Genomic DNA, 21,914 nt, shown 5'->3' on the forward strand with positions numbered 1-21,914 from the left:
CGGTCAGGCTCAGGCGCCCCCCACCGCCGTCAGCAGCGCCAGGGGCGCCGCCGCCGAGCGTGACTCGCGGGTGCAGGCGTGCGGATAGGGGACCGGCTCGGGGTGCGTGGAGCGGGGGTAGCCCGCCAGCACCTCGGGCAGGCGGTGGCCGCCGGCCGTGGCGGCGTCGACCAGGGCGTGCGCGATGGTCCGCGCCTCGTCGTGCAGGCCGTAGCGGGCCAGGCCGAGGGCGATCAGGGCGTTGTCGTGCGGCCAGACCGAGCCGCGGTGGTACGAGAGCGGATGGTAGGCGGGCTGGCCCGCGGCCAGCGTGCGCACCCCCCAGCCGGAGAAGAAGTCGGGTTCCAGCAGACGGCGGCCCACCACCTCGCCGTACTCCTTGTCCAGCAGGCCGGTCCACAGCAGGTGTCCCGCGTCCGAGGCCAGCGCGTCGATCCGGCGCCCCTCGCCGTCCAGGGCCAGCGCCGGGAAGGAACGGTCCGGCAGCCAGAAGTCCCGCTGGAAGCGGTCGCGCAGATCGGCGGCCGACTGCTCCAGCAGTGCCGCGTACGTCCCGTCGGACCACACCGTGCGCGCCACCCACGCCGTGCGGCGCAGCGCGTCGTACGCGTACCCCTGGGCGCCCGCCGCCATCACCGCCCCGCTCGGCCGGGTGCCGTCGGCGCAGCAGATCGCGCCCGGGGAGTCCTTCCAGTTCTGGTTGGCGAGGCCGCCCTCGTCGGCGCGGTAGACGAGGTAGCCGCGGGAGGTGAGGCCGCCGTGGTCCAGCATCCAGGCGACGGCGGCGCGCGCGTGCGGCTCCAGCCGGCGGGCGAGGGCCGGGTCGCCGGTCCGCTCGGTGTAGGCGCCGAGGAGGATCAGGAAGAGCGGCGTCGCGTCGACCGAGCCGTAGTAGCGGCCGTACGGCACCTGCCCGAAGTGCGCCAGTTCCCCGTGCCGTACCTCGTGCACGATCTTGCCCGGCTGCGCGGTCCCCGAGGCGCCGGCGCCGGTCGCCTGGGTCGCGGCGAGCGCGAGGAGGGTGCCGGCGGCCGGGCCGGTGCGGTACGGGAGCGCGAACAGGGAGGTGAGCAGGGCGTCCCGGGCGAGCAGCGTGAGGTACCAGGGGGCGCCACCGGCCGGCACCCGCAGCTCCTCGCCGTCCGGCCCGGTGGCCGGGATCTGGAGCCCCGCGAGGTCCGTCAGGCCCCGGGCGCAGGCCGCCGCCAGCTCCGGCCAGCCGGTGGGGAAGGCCACGCCCTGCACGAACGCGTCCTGTTCGGCATTGAGTTGGCCGTGCACGGCGGCCGGGTCGCGGGGCACGCGCAGCGCGCGCCGGTCGCCGTGCGGGCGCGCCATCACCCGCAGCACCAGCTCGCGCGTGCCGTGCGGGGGCAGCTCCAGCGTCCACACCAGCCGGCGGGCGCCGGTGCCGGTCTCCTCCACGGCGTCCGGCGCCGGGTCGGCCGTGATGGTCGTGCAGGACCGCCATTCCGCGCGCCGGTAGGTGAACTCGATGCCGTCGTCCATGACGACCCGGGAGCGCAGGGCACCCGCCTTGACGTAGGTGCGGTGGTCGGGGCGCAGCTCGAACTGGTCGGCGAAGTCGGCGTCGGCGGTGATGGCCAGCCGGATGGTGGTGGGCACCGGGCGGTTGCTGGTCACCCGCACCGTCTCCACGAACGAGCTGTCACCGGCCGCCTGTTCACGGAAGAGGGTGTGCGCCGGGGGCTCCGGCCGGCCGCCGCGCGGGACGAGGACACAGCGCGCGGTGTCGCCGTCCGCGACCGGCGTGAGCACCTCGGGCACCGCGCCGTCCACGGTGAGCTGCCAGCGGCTGAGATGGCGGGCATCGCGCACGAACAACCCGTCCGGGGAGCCGCCGCCCCGGACCCCGCTGATGTCGCCCCGATCGCCCACGGCGGCGAACGTCGCGCCGTGCACGAGCAGATGTTGCCGGTCGGTCATCCCCGGTCCCTTCCCTCGTCACTTGTGTCGAACGTGCCGGTGCCTGACTTGGACACGCCCCCTTGCGGGCGCTTGAGAAGCTCTTTATGCAGGTCGAGTGCGAGTGCGGCGGTCCAGCCGAAACCGCTCGCGCCACAGGCCTCGCCCGTGTACGGATCGACGTACTCCGCGAAGCCGGTCTTCTCGGCCAGCTCCAGCAGCGCCGTGCGCAGCGCGTCGGCCGGTGCCGGCTCGCCGTGCAGCCGCAAGCCCCGCTCCAGCAGCCAGCCGGTGTTGAACCAGGCCGGCCCGCGCCAGTAGCGGTGCGGGTCGAACGCCTCCCCGAGCAGGTCGTAACTGGGCACGAGCCGGGTGCGGGTGCCGAGCCCGAAGTGGGGGCCGGCCAGGGTGCGGACGAGCGCGGCGGCCAACTCGCGGGGCAGGGACGGCAGGACGAGCGGGACGAGGCCGGACACGCCGCGTTCCGGGAGCAGGCCGCCGCCGCGCAGGTCCCGGCACAGGAACATCCCCGACCGCGGGCTCCACAGCCGGTCCACCAGCGCCGCCGTCAGCCGTTCGGCGCGGGCGTGGCGGGCGGTGGCGGTCGCGCCGAGTTCGGCGGCGATCAGCGCGAGGGCGTGTTCGGAGGCGACGAGCAGGGCGTTGAAGGCCGGGTCCTCGACGGCGAACTCGCCGTGCCCGTCGGCGTACCCGGCGTCCCGGTAGTCGGCGGCCAGCCGCACGTACCGCCCGTAGTCCAGGTCCGTCGGCCGGTCCTCGGGCGCGCCGTGGGCGAGGTCGGCGCGGCGGAAGGAGCGGGCCGGGGCCGGGGCGATCCGGGCGAGCGGGGCGTCCCAGCAGGGGCTGTTGTCCATCCCCTGCTCCCAGGGGTGTACGACGGACACCAGGCCGCCGCCGCCCAGGTCCCGGCGGTGCAGCAGATAGCGGTGCCAGGCGGCCAGCCGCGGGTAGACCCGGGCCAGGAAGCCCCGGGCGGCGGAGAGCCCGGGGTCGGCGCGGTGCACCAGCCAGGCCGCGAGCGCGTGCACCGGTGGCTGCACGATGCCCGACGTCTGTACGGTGCGCGGGGCGCCCGCGGCGCGTCCGGCGGTGGCGGAGCGCCAGAAGCCGGGGCCGGGGAAGTAGGCGCCGGACGGGACGGAGGGGTTGAAGACGATGTGCGGCACGCGCCCGTCGGCCCACTGGGCGGCCAGCAGCGTCTCCAGTTCGGTCTGGGCGCGCAACGGCGACAGGTGCCGCAGTCCGATCGCGATGAACGCCGAGTCCCAGGACCACTGGTGCGGGTACAGACGGCGGGAGGGGACCGTCGAGCTGCCCGTCCAGTTGGCGTCCAGCACCCGCGCGGTACCGGCGCACAGGCGGCAGTCGGATTCGTACCCCGCCCCAGGGGCGGTGAGTTGGGCGGTGCGGTCCACTCGGGGCTCCCCGGAGACGATGACGTCCGGACGGCCGCGCGACCCTCGGGTTCGGTCGTGGCCGTCGTCGAGTTACGCCTATTTAACAAGCAAAACTCACTATGTAATGCAGGCTTGGGAAACACAAGAGGGGGTGCGCATGACCGGACGACCGGGCAGGACCGGGAGCCACACCAGGAGCGGCAGTCAGGCGGGCGCCGGCGATCTGCTCGAACTGGTGCGCAGCGGACGGGCGGTGACCCGGGGCGCGCTGCAGGAGGCGACCGGACTGTCCCGCGCGACCGTCGGCCAGCGCCTGGACCGGCTGTTCCGGGCCGGCTGGCTGCGCGAGGGCGCCGGCGGCCCGGTCGGCTCCCCGCTCGGCGGACGCCCGTCCATCACCCTGGAGTTCGACGGCTCCCACGCGGTCGTCCTCGCCGCCGACCTGGACACCCGGCACGCCCGTGCCGCCGTCCTCTCGCTGACCGGCGAACTCCTGGCCGAGCACTCCGGCACCCTGGTGATCGAGGACGGGCCGGAGCCCGTGCTGGCCGAACTCGGGCGCTGGTTCGGCACGTTGCTGGAGAAGGCCGGGCGGCGCGCGGGCGAGGTGTGCGGGATCGGGCTCGCGGTGCCGGGTCCGGTGGACAGCGAGACCGGCCGGGTGGTGCAGCCGCCGATGATGCCCGGCTGGGACGGCTACGACATAACCGGCCGCCTCTCGCGCGCCTTCACCGAACACACCGGGGCGGCGCCGGTCCCGGTCCTCGTGGACAACGACGCCAACCTCATGGCCTATGGCGAGCAGCGCGCGGGACATCCCGGCTGCGCGGCCTTCGTGCTGGTCAAGGTGTCCACGGGGATAGGGGCCGGGGTGGTGGTCGACGGCTCGATCTACCGGGGCGTCGACGGCGGCGCGGGCGACATCGGGCACATCCGGGTGGGCACGGACGCGCTGTGCCGCTGCGGTTCGTACGGCTGCCTGGCCGCCGTGGCGAGCGGTGGCGCGGTGGCCCGCAGGCTCGCGGCCTCCGGGGTGCCGGCCGCCTCCGGCTCGGACGTGCGGGAGCTGCTGGCGGCGGGACACCCGGAGGCGGCGGCGCTGGCCCGGGAGGCCGGGCGCCGGGTCGGCGACGTGCTGGCGACCGTCGTCACGCTGCTCAATCCGGGCGTGCTGATGATCGCGGGCGATCTGGCCGGAACCCCCTTCCTCACCGGTGTCCGGGAGCTGCTGTACCAGCGGGCGCTGCCGCGCTCCACGGCCCACCTGGACGTGGTCACCTCCCGGCTGGGGGAGCGGGCGGGGCTCATCGGGGCGGGGGCGCTGGTGGTGGAGCACCTGTACGCGCCGGAGCGTGTGGAGGAGCGGCTGCGGGCGCTCGGGGTGTGACGGGGGCGCGGTCCACGAGGCGGTCCACGAGGCGGTCCGGATGGTGAAATCCCGGGCACTGTGGCAGCGTGATTCTCACCACCCCTGATAAGGGTTGCGCTCATATGAGCAGACAAATGGCGGCTGCACTTCTCAAAGGGTGGCACTGGGTGCCACCCTTTGATCGTTCATCGATCGAACTCAGTCGTGGGTGCGGTTGCTCATTTGAGCGTCAAACCGAGCTTGCGGGTGAGTTTGCGTTCAAGAAGTGAAGACATAACAGCGGTCGGGCTTGCCAAGCTTTGACTTTCGATCCGCTGGCGGACGAGTGGTTACATGCGCATGACGCGCAAGTGGACGTACCCATGTGCCTTCGATCTGGGTATGTTCCTCGCCGTCAGGGCAGCCACCGTGGCCTCAAGGAGTCGAGTCCCGTGTCGGAAAACAAAGCACCCCACGCAGCGAAGTTCGTTTACGACTTCACCGAGGGAAACAAGGACCTCAAAGACCTCCTCGGTGGCAAGGGCGCCAACCTCGCCGAGATGACCAACCTCGGTCTCCCGGTTCCTCCCGGTTTCACCATCACCACGGAGGCCTGCAAGGTCTACCTGGAGAGCGGCGAGGAGCCGACGGCACTGCGTGACGAGGTGAGCGCGCACCTCGACGCCCTTGAGGCCCGCATGGGCAAGAAGCTCGGCCAGGCGGACGACCCGCTGCTGGTGTCGGTCCGTTCGGGCGCCAAGTTCTCCATGCCCGGCATGATGGACACGGTCCTCAACATCGGTCTGTCGGACAAGTCGGTGCAGGGCCTGGCCAAGCAGGCCGGCGACGAGCGCTTCGCCTGGGACTCCTACCGCCGCCTCATCCAGATGTTCGGCAAGACCGTCCTCGGCGTCGAGGGCGACCTCTTCGAGGAGGCGCTTGAGGCGGCCAAGGCCGCCAAGAAGGTCACGGTCGACACCGACCTGGAGGCCGCGGACCTGAAGAAGCTGGTCACCACCTTCAAGAAGATCGTCAAGAAGGAGGCCGGCCGGGACTTCCCGCAGGACCCGCGGGAGCAGATGGACCTCGCCATCAAGGCCGTCTTCGAGTCCTGGAACGGTGACCGCGCCAAGCTCTACCGCCGCCAGGAGCGCATCCCGCACGACCTCGGCACCGCCGTCAACGTCTGCTCGATGGTCTTCGGCAACCTCGGCCCCGACTCCGGCACCGGCGTCGCCTTCACCCGCGACCCCGCCTCCGGCCACCAGGGCGTCTACGGCGACTACCTGCAGAACGCCCAGGGCGAGGACGTGGTGGCGGGCATCCGCAACACCGTCGCGCTGGCGGAGCTGGAGCAGATCGACAAGAAGTCGTACGACCAGCTGATGCAGATCATGGAGACGCTGGAGAACCACTACAAGGACCTGTGCGACATCGAGTTCACGATCGAGCGCGGCCGGCTGTGGATGCTCCAGACCCGGGTCGGCAAGCGCACCGCGGGCGCCGCCTTCCGCATCGCCACCCAGTTGGTCGACCAGGGCCTGATCGACGAGACCGAGGCGCTCCAGCGCGTCACCGGCGCCCAGCTGGCCCAGCTGATGTTCCCGCGCTTCGACGAGAAGGCGAAGGTCGAGCAGGTCGGCCGGGGCATCGCGGCGTCGCCGGGCGCGGCCGTCGGCAAGGCGGTCTTCGACTCGTACACCGCCGTCAAGTGGTCCCGCTCGGGTGAGAAGGTCATCCTGGTGCGCCGGGAGACCAACCCCGACGACCTGGACGGCATGATCGCGGCCGAGGGCATCCTCACCTCGCGCGGCGGCAAGACCTCCCACGCGGCCGTCGTCGCCCGCGGCATGGGCAAGACCTGTGTCTGCGGCGCGGAGGACCTGGAGGTCGACACCAAGCGGCGCCGGATGACGGTGCCCGGCGGCCGTGTCGTCGAGGAGGGCGACGTCATCTCCATCGACGGCTCCACGGGCAAGGTCTACCTGGGCGAGGTCCCGGTGGTCCCCTCGCCGGTCGTGGAGTACTTCGAGGGCCGGATGCACCCGGGCGCGGACGACGCCGACGAGCTGGTCGAGGCCGTGCACCGGATGATGGCCTTCGCCGACCGCAAGCGCCGGCTGCGGGTGCGGGCCAACGCGGACAACGCCGAGGACGCGCTGCGCGCCCGTCGTTTCGGCGCCCAGGGCATCGGCCTGTGCCGCACCGAGCACATGTTCCTCGGCGAGCGGCGCGAGATGGTCGAGAAGCTGATCCTCGCGGACACCGCGGCGGAGCGCGAGTCGGCCCTGTCCGAGCTGCTGCCCCTGCAGAAGAAGGACTTCGTCGAGCTGTTCGAGGCGATGGACGGCCTGCCCGTCACCATCCGCCTCCTCGACCCGCCGCTGCACGAGTTCCTGCCCGACATCACCGAACTGTCGGTGCGGGTGGCGCTGGCCGAGTCCCGCCAGGAGCCGCACGAGAACGACCTGCGCCTGCTCCAGGCCGTGCACCGGCTGCACGAGCAGAACCCGATGCTGGGCCTGCGCGGCGTCCGCCTCGGCCTGGTCATCCCCGGTCTGTTCGCCATGCAGGTCCGCGCGATCGCCGAGGCGGCCGCGGAGCGCAAGGCGGCCAAGGGCGACCCGCGCGCGGAGATCATGATCCCGCTGGTGGGCACGGTCCAGGAGCTGGAGATCGTCCGCGAGGAGGCCGACAAGGTCATCGCGGAGGTGCAGGCGGCCACGGGCACGGAGCTGAAGCTGGCGATCGGCACCATGATCGAGCTGCCGCGCGCCGCGCTGACCGCCGGGCAGATCGCGGAGGCGGCGGAGTTCTTCTCCTTCGGCACCAACGACCTCACGCAGACCGTCTGGGGCTTCAGCCGCGACGACGTCGAGGCCTCCTTCTTCACGGCCTACCTGGAGAAGGGCATCTTCGGCGTCTCCCCCTTCGAGACCATCGACAAGGACGGCGTGGGCTCCCTGGTGAAGGCCGCCGCGGAGGCCGGCCGGCGCACCCGGCCCGACCTCAAGCTCGGCGTCTGCGGCGAGCACGGCGGCGACCCGGAGTCGGTCCACTTCTTCCACGAGGCCGGCCTCGACTACGTCTCCTGCTCCCCCTTCCGCATCCCGGTCGCCCGCCTCGAAGCGGGCCGCGCGGCGACGCAGTCCACGGGCAGCGACCACCGCTGATCCCGGCCGGGCACGAACCCCGGGCCCGCCGTCGGTCCCCGACCCTCATCCGATCGGCGGCGGTCCCGGCGCACGAAAGAGAGGGGCGGCATCCCTGTGCGGGGGGTGCCGCCCCTCGGCGCTGCCAGGCCCTTTCGTCCGGAACTCCGAGTCGGTTCGTCAGATGACCTGCTTCTCCTCGGTGACCATCACGGCCACCGAGTCCATGTCGATGAAGCGTGCCTCGTCGGACAGCGCCGTTACGAGGACGAGCACATCCAGCGGGTGCGTCTCATACAGGCGTTCCTGGCGGCCGGCATGCCCAGCGGCACCATCGCCGAGATGGCGCCCTGCATGTCCGAGCCGACCGAGGACAGGGCGCGGCGGGCACTGGAGATCATGGGCCGCGAGCGGGCCCGGCTGTCCGAGGCCATCGACGGCCTCGCCGCCGCCAGGGACGCGCTGGACCACCTCATCGAGGACAACCAGACGTATCTGGCCCGCTCGGCGGACGGCGGGCGGTGACCTGGGGGCGTCCGGATCGGCGCGCGCCGCTCGTGTCACTTCCTGCGGACGATCTCCAGCGCCAGCGCCATGCTGGTGAGCAGCACGAACGCCACGAGTGAGGCGAAGAACAGAGCCTCGATCCAGCTCGCGTTCGCACCGGTGAGCGTGCCGTCCGCGAAGGCGCATGTCACCTCTGGAGGGAAGCTCCGCCGCCGCAGGTCGCCGCAGGCGTTGGGCAGGTCGTCATGGACGACGTACGCGTTCACCCAGCACAGCACCCAGCTGAGGAGGCAGACGCCCATGGAGGCCAGGGACACACCCCATAACGCGGTCGGGTGGCGCGCTGTCCGGGGATCCGCCGGATGTGTCGTCATGGCCGGCAGCGTACCGGCACGATCTTCGAGGCCCTCCTCGAAGCCCCGGCGTGCCCGCGGCCCACCCGGACTGCGCAATCCGCCGCACGCTCACCGCCCGCCACCTTTCGCCGCGTCACACACCGTCCGTCCCGAGTGACACACCGCAGTAACACCCCTTTCGTAATCGCCGCGCATGGTTGATCGTTGGGCCGTGCGTTGAGGACCGACGTCAGGGGGAGAGCATGACGATCAGCCGTAGGACGCTGCTGGGCGCGGGTGCCGGGGCCGGGGTCGGGGTCGCGGTGCTGAGCGCCTGTGGGTCCAACACCGGGCGTGGCGGCGGGGGTTCGGGCGGGACGACGCTCGCGCAGTGGTATCACCAGTACGGGGAGCCCGGGACCGAGCAGGCCGTCGAGCGGTATGCCGCGGCCTACAAGAAGGCGCACGTCACGGTGCAGTGGCGGCCGGGGGACTACGACCGGCAGACCGCCGCCGCGCTGCTCACCGACTCCGGGCCCGATGTCTTCGAGGTCAACGGGCCCTCCCTCGACCAGATCCAGGGCCGGCAGGTGGAGGACCTGACCGAGCTGGTGGCGGGGGTCAAGGACGACTTCAACAGCGCCGTGCTCGCGCCCAAGACGTACCGGGGGCGGATCTACGGGATTCCGCAGACCATCGACATGCAGATGCTCTACTACCGCAAGAGCCTGCTGGCCGACGCCGGGGTGCGGCCGCCCGAGACCCTCGACGAACTGGTCGACGGCGCGCGCCAACTGACCAGCAGGAAGGTGAAGGGGCTGTTCCTCGGCAACGACGGCGGCGCGGGCGTGCTCGGCGGAACCCCCCTGTACGCGGCGGGACTCACGCTGGTCACGGAGGACGGCAAGCCCGGCTTCGACGACCCGGCGGCCGCCCGCACCCTCGGCAAGCTGCGCCGGCTGTACGCCGAGAAGTCCTTGTTGCTCGGCGCGCCCGCCGACTGGTCCGACCCGTCCGCCTTCCTCCAGGGGCTGACCGCGATGCAGTGGTCCGGGCTGTGGGCGCTGCCGCAGGTGCAGAAGGAACTGGGCGACGACTTCGGGGTGCTGCCGTTCCCGAAGGACGGCGCCGCCGGCCGGCCCTCCGTGCCCGTCGGGGCGTACGGTGCCGCCGTCAGCGCGCGCGGCCGGCACAAGGAGGCCGCCAAGGAGTACGTGAAGTGGCTGTGGGTCGAACGCACCGACTACCAGGAGGACTTCGCCCTCTCCTACGGGTTCCACATCCCGGCCCGGATCTCCCTCGCCGAGAAGGCAGCCAAACTGAGGACCGGCGCCGCCGCCGACGCCGTACGGTTCACCACCGAGCACGGCGACGCCCAGCCGCTGCTGTGGACCCCCGCGAGCCAGGTCGCCTACCAGGACGCGCTGAGCAGGATCATCAAGGACGGGGCGAACCCGGAGAGCGAACTGCGGACCGTCGTACGGAAGGTGTCCGCCGAACTCGACCGCGTCACGCACACGTCGTGAGGCGCCGAAGGACCCTGTGGTTCTGGGTCTTCGTGGGGCCGTTCGCGATCGGGCTCGCGCTGTTCACGTACGTTCCGCTGCTGTGGAGCGTCGGCCTGAGCTTCTTCGACGCCCACAACACCGTGACGCCCACGCACTTCGTCGGCCTGGACAACTACACGGCGATGCTGCGGGACGGCGCGTTCACCGGCAGCCTGCGCACGTTCCTCGTCTTCACCGCCTTCATCGTGCCCGTCACCTTCGCCCTCTCGCTCTCCCTCGCCCTGATGGTCAACCGGGTGCGCCGGGCCCGCGCCTTCTTCCGGTCGGTGTTCTTCCTGCCCGCCGCGTGCAGTTACGTCGTGGCCGCCCTGATCTGGAAGATGTCGATCTTCAACGGGGTGCGGTTCGGGCTCGCCAACACCCTGCTCGGCTGGTTCCACACCGACCCCGTGGCCTGGCTGTCGACCACCGATCCGCCCTGGTACTGGCTGGTCATCGTGACCGTACGGCTGTGGCTCCAGGCCGGGTTCTACATGATCCTGTTCCTCGCCGGGCTCCAGCGGATCGACCCGGTGCTCTACGAGGCCGCCGCCGTGGACGGTGCCCGGCCCGGCTGGACCGTGCTGCGGCACATCACGCTGCCCCAGCTGCGGGCCACCTCGGTCGCGGTGGCGCTGCTGCTCGTCATCAACGCCTTCCAGGCCTTCGACGAGTTCTACAACCTGCTCTCCGACGCGCGGGGTTACCCGCCGTACGCCCGCCCGCCGCTCGTCTACCTCTACTACACCGCCCTCGGGCAGGGGCAGAACCTGGGACTCGGCAGCGCGGGGGCCGTCATCCTCGCGCTGATCATCGCCGTCGTCACGGTGGGACAGGCGCGCTGGCTGCGACTGGGGAGGACGGAAGCCGATGGATGACGCCCTGGTACGGGCCGGGCGGGCGCTGCGCGCGGTGGTGCTCGTGGTGCTCGCGCTGCTCTTCCTGATCCCCTTCTACCTGCTGGTCCGCAACGGGCTGTCCAGCGAGCAGGACATCACCTCGCCCTCGTGGACCCTCTTCCCGGGCGAGGTGCGGTGGGGCAACGTACGGGAGCTGTTCGACGACCCGTCCGTGCCGTTCGCCCGCTCGCTGCTCAACTCCGCGCTGATCGCCCTCGCCACCACCCTCGGCACCCTCCTGCTGGCCTCGCTCGCCGGATACGGCCTCGCCCGCATCCCCTACCGGCACGCGAACAAGGTGTTCTACGGCGTCCTCGGCACCCTGCTGGTCCCGGCCGCCGTCACCTTCGTGCCGAGCTTCGTGCTGGTGTCCACGCTGGGCTGGATCTCCACATTGCGCGGCCTGATCGTGCCGACCCTGTTCTCGGCCTTCGCCTGCTTCGTCTTCCGGCAGTACTTCCTCGGGTTCCCGAGGGAACTGGAGGACGCCGCACAGGTCGACGGGCTCGGGTACTGGCGGACGTACTGGCTGGTGGTCGTCCCGAACGCGCGACCGGTGTTCGCGGCGGTCGGCACCATCGTCTTCCTCGGCGCCTGGAACTCCTTCCTGTGGCCGCTGGTGATCGGGCAGGACCAGAGCGCCTGGACGGTCCAGGTGGCGCTGTCCTCCTTCACCACCGCCCAAGTGGTGCGCCTGCACGAGCTGTTCATCGCGGCTGCGGTGTCGATCCTGCCGCTGCTGCTGGTGTTCCTGTGCTTCCAGCGGTGGATCGTGGCGGGGGTGGAGCGCTCGGGGATCGACTGACGCCCACCTCAGCGGCTGCCGGTCAGATGGGCGAAGACGACCACGTTGCCCTGGTAGCCGGTGGTCTTCGAGTAGCCGCCGCCGCAGGTGATCACGCGCAGTTCGGGGCGGCGGGCGGCGCCGTAGACCTTCCGGTCGGGGAAGGCGCTGGCGGCGTAGACCTCGACGGCGTCCACGGTGAACTCGGCCACGGTGCCGTCCCTGCGGTCGATCTCGATCCGGGCGTCCCGCTTGAGCGCGCCGAGGTCGTAGAAGACGGCGGGGCCCTCCTTGTTGTCCACGTGTCCGGCGACGACCGCGGTGCCGGTCTCGCCGGGCATGGTGCCGGCCTCGTACCAGCCGGCCAGGTTCTTGTCCTGGGCGGGCGGCACGTCCAGGCTGCCCGAGGGGGTGAGGGCGAGGCCCATCAGGGGCGCGTTGACCCGGATCGACGGAATCCGGATGCGCAGTGGCGGGGACGGCGGGAGCGCGGGCGCGGTGAGGCGTTCCCCGCCGGGGTCGGGGCGGCCCTCCGCGGCCGTCGGCTGCGGGGGCGCGTGCGTGTCGCCGAGCAGCCAGACCCCCGCGGCCAGGGCCACGACGGTGACCGCGGCTATCGCGGTGTCCCCGAGCCTGCGCGCCCGGCGCCCGCGCGGGCGCCGGGCGCCCCGGGCACGGCTCGCGGGCAGGCGTGTGCTGCGCATGGCAACCCCTCTCCCGGGGGCGGACCCCCGCAGTGGACCTGGGGCGGTCCCGCCCGGTGCGGCGGGACCCCCTCCCCCTCCGGGCCGCGAGGGGCATCGGACCCGGAGGGGGCGGGACGTGCGGTACCGGCGGACGGACAGCGGAGGGTGTCCGTCAGATCCCGTCGCCTCTCGCCCGGCGATGCAGGAGCCAGGTACCGCCCGCGGCTGCGACGGCCAGTGCCGCCACGCCCGCCGCGGTCTGCACGGGGTCGGGACCGAGCGCGCCGCCGACCCCCGTCTTCACGCTTCCTCGCGGCTGCACCTGGTCGTGCGCCGCGTTCAGGGCGACCACCAGGTCGCCCGTCACCTGCCTGGTGCCCTCCGCGCACTTCGCGACGATCTCGTACGTCCCCGGCTGCGCGCTCGGCGGCACCTGGAACTGACCGATCGCCTCGCCCTGGTGGGTGGTCGGCGCCAGGGTGAAGACACCGGCGCCCACCGCGCCCGCGTCCCCGGTCGCGCCGCCCTTGTCGCCGCACGCGGCGGTGTTCACCGTGACCTGGCCGCCGGGCATCGCGGTGGCCGGGTACACCTCCAGGCTGCCCGTGGGGGCACCGAAGAGCCGGGCCGCCGGCCGCGGGACGCCGCCGTGGGCGGGCGCGGTGGCGAGCGCCGCCGTGGCCACGGCGAGCGCGGTACCGGTCAGCAGACGGGCGGTGCGTCGCATGGTGCTCCCCGAGCTTGTCCGACTGATGTGTCTCGTGCCCTTCCGAGGTAACGGGGTCATGGCCGGATCCGCTTGCCGAGAGATCGCCCGGACTGCGGTGAACGGGTGGCGTCCCGGGTGCCCGTACGGCGTAGCCCCCGGGGAGTTCCGGCAGGTCAAGGGTGGTCTGCCAGGAAATGGGAGAAGAAAGTACGAAGAACACACGAATGGAGCGACGGGGGCGGTTGAACGGGTGACCAGGCTCCGCCCGGCCGTTCGCACCGCCAAAAAGGACATACGTCTGATCTGTGTCGCCCAGGTGAACCGGAATGAAACCCGGCGGCAGAAGGATCTTGACTCCGGGTGCGGCCGCGGTTAAGTTTTTGACGCGCCTTCGGGGGAAGGTGCCATAGAACCGGGGGGCTCTTTGATCGGAACGCCGGCCGTGACAGGCCTGACGAGTTCCTGATTCTTCTGCGTAGTTTCGCAGCTCTATCGCATTCCTCATTCAAAGTCTTCGGCAGTTCGCCGTGCGGTGCCCGACGCCTCGCACGGACTGCCGAATGGGGTCTTCTGTCATGCCCATGACTAGGTGGCCCCGCCGCGCCCGCTGAGGGCGACACCCCAGCGGAGGGAGGTGGAAAGCATGGAGAACATCGAGGTCATCGAAGTGGAGGACGACATCGTCGAGTTCGAGTCCGCCGAGGACAACGCCGCGAACGTGGCCAACGTCGCCAACGTGGCGAACGTCGCCAACGTCGCGAACGTTGCCAACGTGGCGAACGTCGCGAATGTCGCCAACATCGTGAACATCGCGAACGTGGCGAACATCTGATGAGGCTGGGTGACGGGGAATTTCCCCGTCACCCCGTCTCCTCCCTGTCAAATTCCTGTGGAAAGGTAAACCCGAACTGTGGCGCGCTCGGTGATTGAAGAAAAGCTGCAAGCGGCCCGCGTATTGGCGGAGGCGCTTGCCGCCGACGACAATGGATCAATTGATTCCATGTATATTGCGGGAAGCCTGACGGCGGGCCTCGGAAATCCCACGAGCGATGCCGACCTTTTCGTTCTCTACGCGGACGAGTCCGCCATGGGCGACGACGTCACGCAGTACAACGTGAACGGACACCGGGTCGACGTCGAGCGCTACACCCTCCCCTTCGTCGAGGACGCGGTGGAGACGGTCACCTCGTTCGAGCTGCGCCGGGACAACCTGACCGACCTGCACAAACTGCCCGGCAAGCTGGACTTCGTCTGCCGCCTGTACACCTCCGAGACCGTGGCGCCCTCGCCCGCACTCGACGGCTTCAAGCAGCGCATCGACGCCTCCGTCGCCACCATCCGCCAGGTGGCGGTCAATTACTCCGCCATCGCGGTCAACGGCCACCTCGAGGACTTCCTCGGCGCCTCCGTCGACGGCGATTTCGAGACAGCGGCTCTGGTCGGCCAGGAGCTGACCGCCTACGCGGGCAAGGCCGTCGCGGCGGCCTCGGGCGACCTCTACTACAGCAAGAAGTGGGTCTACAAGCAGCTCGACCGCACCCCCGTAGCCGGCTTCCCGAAGGACACCTTCGTCGAGTTCCAGCGCGGCAACTGGACCGACCGCGGCGACCGTGCCGCCGAAGAGCTCGTCTTCTTCGTGCAGACCTGCGTCGCCGCCGCCCAGCTGCTCAGCCGCCAGGGCGTGTCCCTGGACGCCTGGCCGTGGGCCGGACCGGCCGAGCCGGCCGCGGACGGCCTGTGGCGCAACCCCTCGTACAACGTCCTCGGACAGCGCGAGGGCATCCTGCTGCACTGGGAGCTGCGCCGCCAGCTGATGCTGCGCGACCCCGCGGCCTTCGTCTGGGCGCTGTGCGACGGCCGCAGCGCACAGGGCGTCGTCGACGCCGTGCAGGGGCTGGCCGAGCACGTCCCCGCGCTCAAGACCATGACCCCCGAGCGCGTCGAGCGGCTGCTGGAGTCGCTGCGCTCACGCGACCTCGTGGGCGGCGCACCGTACTCCGTCCTCGGCACCATCTGATCGGCAGCGAGACCCATGGCAGCGACGACGACCCGGCCGACCGGCACCGAGGATCTGCTGGAGACGGCCCAGTGGGCCATCGAACGGCTCGGCACCCGCGCGCAGTACGCGCAGGCCTACGCGGAGCGCACCCTGGAGGTGCGCGTGGAGTGCCTGGACGGCGAGGTGCTCGCCACCTGCGTGGAGCCCCGCGAGGGCCTCGCGTGCATGGTCCGCGAGGACGGCCGCTGGCGCCACCGGGCCTTCTCCGTCGCCCAGTTGCCCTCGCTGCCCACCTGGGCGGCGGCCGACCGGTCGGCGCCCGGCGCGGACCTGCCGGCCTGGCCGGACGTTCCGGACGCGCAGTTCACGCCCGTGGCCGCGCGGGACTGGCTGGTCCGGGGCGCCGCCCCGGCCCACTCCCTGCGCACCATGGAGGACTTCACCCTGCGCAGCATCGCCGTCGTGGACACCGACGGCGTGCGGTCGGCCGGCACCACCCGCGTCGTACGGCGCCGCGCCGAGGCCACCGTCACCCGCGACGGGAACCGCTACCGGGGGCTGAGCCGCTGGCTCCAGCGCGGCCCGGGGGCCGGCACCGCCGACCGTGACGCCGTACCGCAGGACGTGGCCCGGACCGCCGTGGAGCACGCGCACGACTCCGCGCGGGCCACCCTCGGCGGGCGCCACCGCACCCCCGTGGTCTTCGGCCCCTCCGCCGCCGTCGGCCTGCTGCACGAGCTGATCGGGCACGCGCTCGAAGCCGACAACTTCGCGATGCGCAGCGACTACGTCGCGGGGCTGCGCAAGCCCGGCGCCGTGCCCGCCTCGGTGACGATGTACGACGACCCCACCCTCGCCGACGGCTACGGCTCGTACGACATCGACGACGAGGGCATCGCCGGCACCGTCACCACGCTCGTCGCCGACGGCGAACTCGGCGCCCCGCTGTCCAGCGTCCGCACGGCCCAGCGCCACGGCCACCCGTCCACCGGGAACGGCCGCCGCCGCGACTACCGCGCCCTGCCGCTGCCCCGTGCCAGCAACACCGTGCTGGCACGCGGCACCGACGACCCGGCCGCCCTGCTGGCGCCCTCCGCCCAGGGCCTGCTGCACGTCGGCTGCCTCGGGGCCGGGATGATCCACCTCAGCTCCGGCGAGTTCCACTTCGCCGCGCTGAACTGCACCTACGTCACCCCCGACGGCCACCGCGTCCCGGTGCGCGACGTCAGCCTGTTCGGCGACGCGCTGGAGACCCTCGCCCGCGTCGAGGGCATCGGCACGGACTTCGGCGGCGACAGCGTCACCTGCGGAAAGCAGGGCCAGATGATCGGCATCGGGCTGTTCTCGCCCTCGATGCGGTTCTCCGCACTGGATTGGAGCGCGGCGTGAAGACCCTCGAACCCCGCCTCGGCCAGGCGCTCGCCGTGGCCGAGGCGGTCCGGTCGGCCCTGCGGCCGGCGGAGCACGCGGCGACGTTCCTGGAGCGCACCGCCCGGCGCCGGCTGGTGTGCGACGCCACCGGCAAGAAGCAACTCCTGGTCGAGGACCCCCCGTTCAGCGGATTCGTCCGGCTGGAGCGCGACGGCCGGGAGCTGTACCTCAACGCCGGCCGGCTCACCGAGCCCGGTGCCGCACGGCTGCTGGCGGCCGGGCGTCCGCTCTTCCACCTCGGCAGCCCCGCGGCAGACCGCGACCGGGCGCACGCCCACCGGGCCGGCGGCGGCCCGCGCACCCCGGCGGAGCCTCTCGACATGGCCCGGGCCGCCGAGCGCACCGACGCGCTGACGACGGCCATCGCCGCCGGGCTGCTCCCCGGGCAGAGCGTGGCCGCCCTGCACGTGAGCGACGTGCTGCGGGAGTCCGTCTTCCTGGACAGCGCCGCGGCCCGCCTCCAGGACCAGTGCTACGGCGTCGAGCTGACCGCCGTCGTCACCGACGGATCCGGCACGCACGCGGTGTCGGCCACCCGCTACGCCGCCGCGCTCGACGACATCGACCTGACCGGGTTCGGCCGCGAACTGGCCCTGCTGCACACCGGGATGGGCACCGGCACGCACACCTTCACGGGCAGCCGCGTCGCGTTCACGCCGTCCGCCGTCGCCCAGGTGCTGCGCGCCCTGGTGAACACGATCCTGCTCAACCCCGTCGCCGACCCCGCGCCGCTGGCCACCGACCTGGTGGACGAGGGTCCGCGCGCGGCGGGCTACGGCGCCGTCGCCTTCGACTGCGAGGGCACCGCGACCGGAGTCACCCGGCTGGTCGGCCGCGACGGACGCCAGCGCGCCGTCGCCACCCGCAAGACCCCGTCCGGGCCGGGCGAACCGCGACCGCCGCTGACCGGCCACGCGTGGTGGAACCCGCTGAAGAACTTCCCCCAGACGACGGCCGGCAACGTCCGGCTGACCCCCACCCCGGACACCACCGCCGACGCCCTGCTCGCGGGCGAGCGCTGCGTGGTCGTGGACGCCCGCACCCTGGGCGTCGAGGAGTTCCGCTCGGGCGGTCAGCTCGCGTTCCGGCTCCTGGCCGCCCAGGCCGTGGACGGCGTCCCGGGGCGGGCCTGCACTCCGATGTCCGTCGAGGGGTCGGCCATCGACTTCCTCGCCGCGGTCACGGCCGTCGCCGACACCGTGTCCTACTTCCCCGGCCAGATATCGGCGGGCGGGGCCTACCTGGAGATGGACATCACCGGGATCACCTCGAAGGTAATGGGATCATGACAGTTTCCAGCGGAGGGCTCGAAGCCCGCGGCCTCGTACGCGAGTTCACGACGAAGGACGGCTCGGTACGCCGGGCGGTCGACGACGTGACCCTGGTGGTACGGCCCGGCGAACTCGTCTCCGTGCTCGGCCCCAACGGCGCCGGCAAGACCACCACGGTCAAGATGCTGACCGGGCTGCTCCTGCCGACCGCGGGCCAGGTCCTGATCGACGGGCACGACGTGGTGCGCGACCGCCGTCGCGCCGCCCTGGCCTGCGGTTTCAGCCTCGGCGGCGACACCGGCCTGTACCCGCGCCTGACGGCCGCGCAGAACCTGGAGTTCTTCGGCCTCATGTACGGCCTGCGCGGTTCCCGCCTCGCGGGGCGCACCCGTGAACTCCTGGACGAAGTGGACCTCGCGGACCGCTCCGGCGACCTCGTGGGCTCCTTCTCGCGCGGTATGAAGCAGCGGCTGCACCTGGCCCGCGCGCTGCTGCACGAGCCGTCCGTGCTCATCCTGGACGAGCCCTCCGCGGGCCTCGACCCCCAGTCCGCCGCCACCATGCGCGCCCTCGTCGCGCGGCTGACCGGGGAGGGCCGCAGCATCCTGCTGACCACCCATGACATGCGCGAGGCCGAGGAACTGAGCCGCCGCATCGTCCTGATGAAGGACGGCCGCGTCCACGTGGAGTCCACGGCGGGCGAACTGCGGCTGAACGCGGCGAACCGGCTGGGCCACGTCGTCAACGCGGTGTTCTCCGCCGCCGAGGCACCCGAGGGCGTGAAGGACTGCCCCGGAGTGCTGCGCGTCGAGCGGGACGGCTCCGCCGTCACCCTGCGCGTCACCGACGGCGCCGCCGCCGTGCAGTGGCTGCTGGCCGCCTTCCCCGGGCAGACCACCAGCGTCGCCGTCACCCCGCCCACCCTCGAAGAGGTCTTCCTGGACATGGTGGCCGCGTCATGACCACCGTACGCACCGCACCCGCATCCGTGAGGCGGCCGCGGACCGGTTCCGGGGCGACCTACGCCCGGGCGGTCGTGGACCAGCTGCGGATGCACGCGACCAGCCCCATGGCCATCTTCTCGACGCTCGCGATGCCCTGTGTGTTCGCCTTCGTCGTGCACGCCAACGCCACGCGCGGCTTCTCCCGCCACACCACCAGCGACATGGCCGTCGGCTCGGCGGGCATCGGCATGCTCGACTCGATCATCGTGCTGGTGCTGTTCAGCATGATGGGCGAGAAGCAGTGGAAGACGCTGTACGCCGCCCTCGGCAGCCCCGGCGGCCTGGTCCCCGTGGTCCTCGGCCGGCTGACCGGCACCGCCGTCCAGTCGCTCACCGCGCTGCCCGGCACCCTGATCGTCCTCGGCCTGCTCTTCGGCATCGACGGCGGCTTCGACTGGACGCGCTGGCTCGTCGGCGGCGTCCTGCTCGCCTTCGCCACCGCCTCCATGATCGGGCTGCTCGGCTTCGTGGTCCTGCGCTTCCCGTTCTCGGCCGGCATGACCAACGGACTGACCGGCCTGATCATGGCGCTCAGCGCCCTGATCGTGCCCCAGTCCGCGCTGCCGGCGCCCGTGCGGAAGGTCGCCCTGATCGTGCCGCAGTCGCACGTGATGGCCTGGATCCGGGGCGCGGGCGCGGACCAGCTGGCGGCGGCGGTGGGCCTCACCGCCGTCTTCTGCGCCCTGGTCGTGGTCGCCGTGCGGCGCCTGGAGAAGACCGTCCGCCACGACGCCCTTCCGCTGGAGGCCTGACCATGCGCACCCCCGCCTCCCGCACCGGCGCCGCACGTGCCGCGCTGCGCGGTTCGGCCCTGTCCTACCGGGCCCTGTTCACCTGGTTCAACCCGCTGGGATACCTCAGCTCGCGCATCGTGCGCCCGATCGGCATGGCCATCGCCTTCACGTCGCTCGCCACCCACTACGGAGCCGGCGCCGCCCGCATGCTGGTCGCCTCCAGCCTGCTCGCGGGCGCGGGCGCGGTCGTCTACGGGATGGCCCTGTCGGTCGGCAACGAGCGCTCCTTCAACACCCTCGGCGTCTGGCTCGCCTCGCCCCAGAACAAGGTCGCCGCCGCCTGTCAGCGGGCCCTGCCGCACATCGTGGACGGCTTCGTCGGCGGCCTGTGCACGTACCTCGTGTGCAGCCTGCTGTACACCACCCTGCCCATCGGCATCCCGCAGTACGCCGCGCTGCTGGCCGTCGGCGTGCTGACGACCGCGGGGTTCGGGCTGACCCTCTCGGCCCTCGCCCTGCTCGTCGAGGACCTGTTCGTCGGGCCCAACATGGCCGAACTCGTCCTCATGGTGCTGTCGGGGACCCTGGTGCCCCAGAGCCGGCTCCCCGGCTTCCTGGTCCCGCTGAGCGAGGCGATGCCGCTCAGCCATGTGATGCGGGCCGTCGACGGCCTCCTCGCCGGGCGGGCGCACAACGTGTCCCTGGTCGTCGAACTGGCCGTCGGCGCCGCATGGGCCCTCGCCGGTGTGCTCTTCGTGCATCTGGCCGCCCGCCGCGCGACCGCCCGTGTCGCGCTCGGCAACGCCTGAACAGTCCGGAAGAGAAACGCCTGAACAGTCCCGGAAAAGAAAGAAGACAAGTGAACAACAGCCTGCCATCCACCTGGTCCGCGAACGCCTGGATCGACCCGCGCGGCACCTTCTCCGGTCCGGTACAGCACCAGGACGGCCTGATCACCCCCGGCCCGCTGACGGCCGCGCCGCTCGGCGACACCGAGCCGTACCTGGTCCCCTCGCTCCCCGTCGAGGTGCACTGCCACGGCCTGGGCAGCGTCGACTTCTCCAACTTCGCGGAGATCGACCTCTTCGAGGTCGACAAGCACGCCGCCTCCGAGGGCCTGCTGTGCATCCCGACCCTGTACCTGCGCCAGGAACGCCTCGACGGATTCGTGGAGTTCATGCGGGGCTTCGCCGCGCTGAAGGCCGACGGCAAGCTCCCGTTCGTCCCGGCCATCGCCCTGGAGGGACCGCTCGTCGCCAGCTTCGGCGGCACCCCGGCCAGCTCCGTGTGGGCACCCTCCAAGGAGGAGTGGGAGAAGCTCGCGAGCTGCGGCCCGCTGGGCCTCGTCTACATCATGCTGTCGCCGGACGCCCTCCAGTCCAGCTCGTACCTGGCCGCCCAGTTCACCCCGGACCACCCGTCCCTGGAGTGGATCGTCACCCGCCTCGTGGAGAGCGGCGTCCGCCCGGCGCTGGGGCACTTCGCCAAGGAGAACCCGCAGCTCGGCGCCGACTGCATCGAAGAGGTGCTGGCCGCGGCCGAGGCCGCCGAGTGCCCGCACGACGGCGTCCGGGTCGTCACCGACCACCTCTTCAACGAGATGCCGCTGCTGATCAAGCACGCGTTCCGCACCTCCAAGGCGCGCGCCAACCGGGACGCGCTGCTGGCCCGGTACGACCTGCCGTCCTGGAACCTCGCCGACCTGCACGAGCAGGTCGGACCGGTGCCGGCCGCCATCATGCGCGGCGCGCACGCCGGCCGCATCGCCGCCTGCCTCAACTTCGACGGCGAGCACGTCGACTTCGCCATCGCCAAGCGGGCCATCGAGATCGTCGGACCGCGCAACATGATGCTGATGACGGACCGCAGCGACGTCGCCCGGCTGGCCGGCCAGGACCTGCACCAGGAGCCCGGCAGCGACCTGTGGTACCAGGAGCAGGGCGTGGTCGCCGCCGGCACCCAGCCCATCGACCAGCAGATCGCCAACGTCCGCGCCCTGGGCGTGCCCGAGGCCGACATCTGGCACCTGGTCTCCTTCACCGCGTACCGCACCTTCTTCCCGGGGGTGGACCTCGCCGCCGGCCGGTTCGCGCAGGGCTGCCACGTGGATGCCGAGCGGCAGCGCCGCGCCCTGATCTGAGCGCACCCACCCGAAGAGAACGAG

The 21,914-nt window shown here is 72.0% G+C and carries 19 protein-coding genes; 14 read left to right on the forward strand and 5 right to left on the reverse strand.

Features of this window, described 5'->3' with window-relative positions; all coding sequences use genetic code 11:
• Positions 1-9: 9 nt before the first annotated feature.
• Entirely contained in the window at positions 10-1,947 is a 1,938-nt protein-coding gene (locus HZZ00_RS05670; RefSeq protein ID WP_180331176.1) for a glycogen debranching N-terminal domain-containing protein, read from the reverse strand.
• A complete protein-coding gene (locus HZZ00_RS05675; RefSeq protein ID WP_180331177.1) occupies positions 1,944-3,362 on the reverse strand; it encodes a hypothetical protein in 1,419 nt (472 codons plus the stop codon). The genes HZZ00_RS05670 and HZZ00_RS05675 overlap by 4 nt, the downstream gene beginning before the upstream one ends.
• Before the next feature lie 139 nt (positions 3,363-3,501).
• Here HZZ00_RS05675 and HZZ00_RS05680 point away from each other — a divergent pair, with 139 nt between their 5' ends.
• The 3 genes from HZZ00_RS05680 (at position 3,502) to HZZ00_RS05695 (ending at position 8,369) form a co-directional block, all read left to right on the forward strand.
• Positions 3,502-4,731 (forward strand): ROK family protein, encoded by a 1,230-nt coding sequence (locus tag HZZ00_RS05680; protein ID WP_180331178.1) that lies wholly within the window; start codon positions 3,502-3,504, stop codon positions 4,729-4,731.
• Positions 4,732-5,144: 413 nt separating this feature from the next.
• On the forward strand, positions 5,145-7,865 hold the full coding sequence (ppdK, locus tag HZZ00_RS05685; protein ID WP_180331179.1) for a pyruvate, phosphate dikinase: 2,721 nt from the start codon (positions 5,145-5,147) through the stop codon (positions 7,863-7,865).
• 264 nt (positions 7,866-8,129) lie between these two features.
• Entirely contained in the window at positions 8,130-8,369 is a 240-nt protein-coding gene (locus HZZ00_RS05695) for a hypothetical protein (protein ID WP_180327581.1), read from the forward strand.
• 35 nt (positions 8,370-8,404) lie between these two features.
• Here HZZ00_RS05695 and HZZ00_RS05700 read toward each other — a convergent pair whose 3' ends face one another.
• Positions 8,405-8,725: a hypothetical protein gene (locus HZZ00_RS05700; protein ID WP_180331180.1), complete on the reverse strand. Its 321-nt coding sequence runs from the start codon at positions 8,723-8,725 to the stop codon at positions 8,405-8,407.
• A gap of 224 nt (positions 8,726-8,949) precedes the next feature.
• Between HZZ00_RS05700 and HZZ00_RS05705 the strand changes: the two genes are divergently transcribed.
• The 3 genes from HZZ00_RS05705 to HZZ00_RS05715 are packed head-to-tail and all read left to right on the forward strand — an operon-like array spanning position 8,950 to position 11,937.
• Positions 8,950-10,212, forward strand: coding sequence for an ABC transporter substrate-binding protein (locus HZZ00_RS05705; RefSeq protein WP_180331181.1), 1,263 nt, complete (start codon positions 8,950-8,952; stop codon positions 10,210-10,212).
• The gene (locus HZZ00_RS05710) at positions 10,209-11,111 is read left to right on the forward strand and encodes a carbohydrate ABC transporter permease (protein WP_180331182.1); all 903 of its coding nucleotides are present in this window, start codon (positions 10,209-10,211) and stop codon (positions 11,109-11,111) included. The genes HZZ00_RS05705 and HZZ00_RS05710 overlap by 4 nt, the downstream gene beginning before the upstream one ends.
• Positions 11,104-11,937, forward strand: a complete 834-nt coding sequence (locus HZZ00_RS05715; protein ID WP_180331183.1) for a carbohydrate ABC transporter permease — start codon at positions 11,104-11,106, stop codon at positions 11,935-11,937. Before HZZ00_RS05710 ends, HZZ00_RS05715 begins: the two co-directional genes overlap by 8 nt.
• An 8-nt stretch (positions 11,938-11,945) precedes the next feature.
• Here the strand turns inward: HZZ00_RS05715 and HZZ00_RS05720 are convergent, their stop codons facing one another.
• Positions 11,946-12,620 (reverse strand): class F sortase, encoded by a 675-nt coding sequence (locus tag HZZ00_RS05720; protein ID WP_180331184.1) that lies wholly within the window; start codon positions 12,618-12,620, stop codon positions 11,946-11,948.
• Positions 12,621-12,774: 154 nt separating this feature from the next.
• Positions 12,775-13,329, reverse strand: a complete 555-nt coding sequence (locus HZZ00_RS05725) for a hypothetical protein (protein ID WP_180331185.1) — start codon at positions 13,327-13,329, stop codon at positions 12,775-12,777.
• A gap of 625 nt (positions 13,330-13,954) precedes the next feature.
• Between HZZ00_RS05725 and HZZ00_RS05730 the strand changes: the two genes are divergently transcribed.
• The 8 genes from HZZ00_RS05730 (at position 13,955) to HZZ00_RS05765 (ending at position 21,890) form a co-directional block, all read left to right on the forward strand.
• Positions 13,955-14,143 carry a hypothetical protein gene (locus HZZ00_RS05730; RefSeq protein ID WP_180331186.1) on the forward strand — a complete coding sequence of 63 codons (189 nt, stop codon included), beginning with the start codon at positions 13,955-13,957 and terminating at the stop codon, positions 14,141-14,143.
• A 255-nt stretch (positions 14,144-14,398) separates the two neighbouring features.
• Positions 14,399-15,328, forward strand: coding sequence for a PqqD family protein (locus HZZ00_RS05735; protein ID WP_180331187.1), 930 nt, complete (start codon positions 14,399-14,401; stop codon positions 15,326-15,328).
• A gap of 15 nt (positions 15,329-15,343) precedes the next feature.
• Positions 15,344-16,699, forward strand: coding sequence for a TldD/PmbA family protein (locus HZZ00_RS05740; RefSeq protein WP_180331188.1), 1,356 nt, complete (start codon positions 15,344-15,346; stop codon positions 16,697-16,699).
• On the forward strand, positions 16,696-18,030 hold the full coding sequence (locus HZZ00_RS05745; RefSeq protein ID WP_180331189.1) for a metallopeptidase TldD-related protein: 1,335 nt from the start codon (positions 16,696-16,698) through the stop codon (positions 18,028-18,030). The genes HZZ00_RS05740 and HZZ00_RS05745 overlap by 4 nt, the downstream gene beginning before the upstream one ends.
• Positions 18,027-18,974 (forward strand): ABC transporter ATP-binding protein, encoded by a 948-nt coding sequence (locus tag HZZ00_RS05750; RefSeq protein WP_180331190.1) that lies wholly within the window; start codon positions 18,027-18,029, stop codon positions 18,972-18,974. The genes HZZ00_RS05745 and HZZ00_RS05750 overlap by 4 nt, the downstream gene beginning before the upstream one ends.
• Positions 18,971-19,768 carry an ABC transporter permease gene (locus HZZ00_RS05755; protein WP_180331191.1) on the forward strand — a complete coding sequence of 266 codons (798 nt, stop codon included), beginning with the start codon at positions 18,971-18,973 and terminating at the stop codon, positions 19,766-19,768. Before HZZ00_RS05750 ends, HZZ00_RS05755 begins: the two co-directional genes overlap by 4 nt.
• A 2-nt stretch (positions 19,769-19,770) precedes the next feature.
• Positions 19,771-20,559, forward strand: a complete 789-nt coding sequence (locus tag HZZ00_RS05760) for an ABC transporter permease (RefSeq protein ID WP_180331192.1) — start codon at positions 19,771-19,773, stop codon at positions 20,557-20,559.
• Positions 20,560-20,609: 50 nt separating this feature from the next.
• On the forward strand, positions 20,610-21,890 hold the full coding sequence (locus tag HZZ00_RS05765; protein ID WP_257585671.1) for a hypothetical protein: 1,281 nt from the start codon (positions 20,610-20,612) through the stop codon (positions 21,888-21,890).
• Positions 21,891-21,914: the final 24 nt, after the last annotated feature.

It is taken from the genome of Streptomyces sp. NEAU-sy36, assembly GCF_013423905.1.
In the GTDB taxonomy this organism is placed as follows: Bacteria; Actinomycetota; Actinomycetes; order Streptomycetales; family Streptomycetaceae; genus Streptomyces; species Streptomyces misionensis.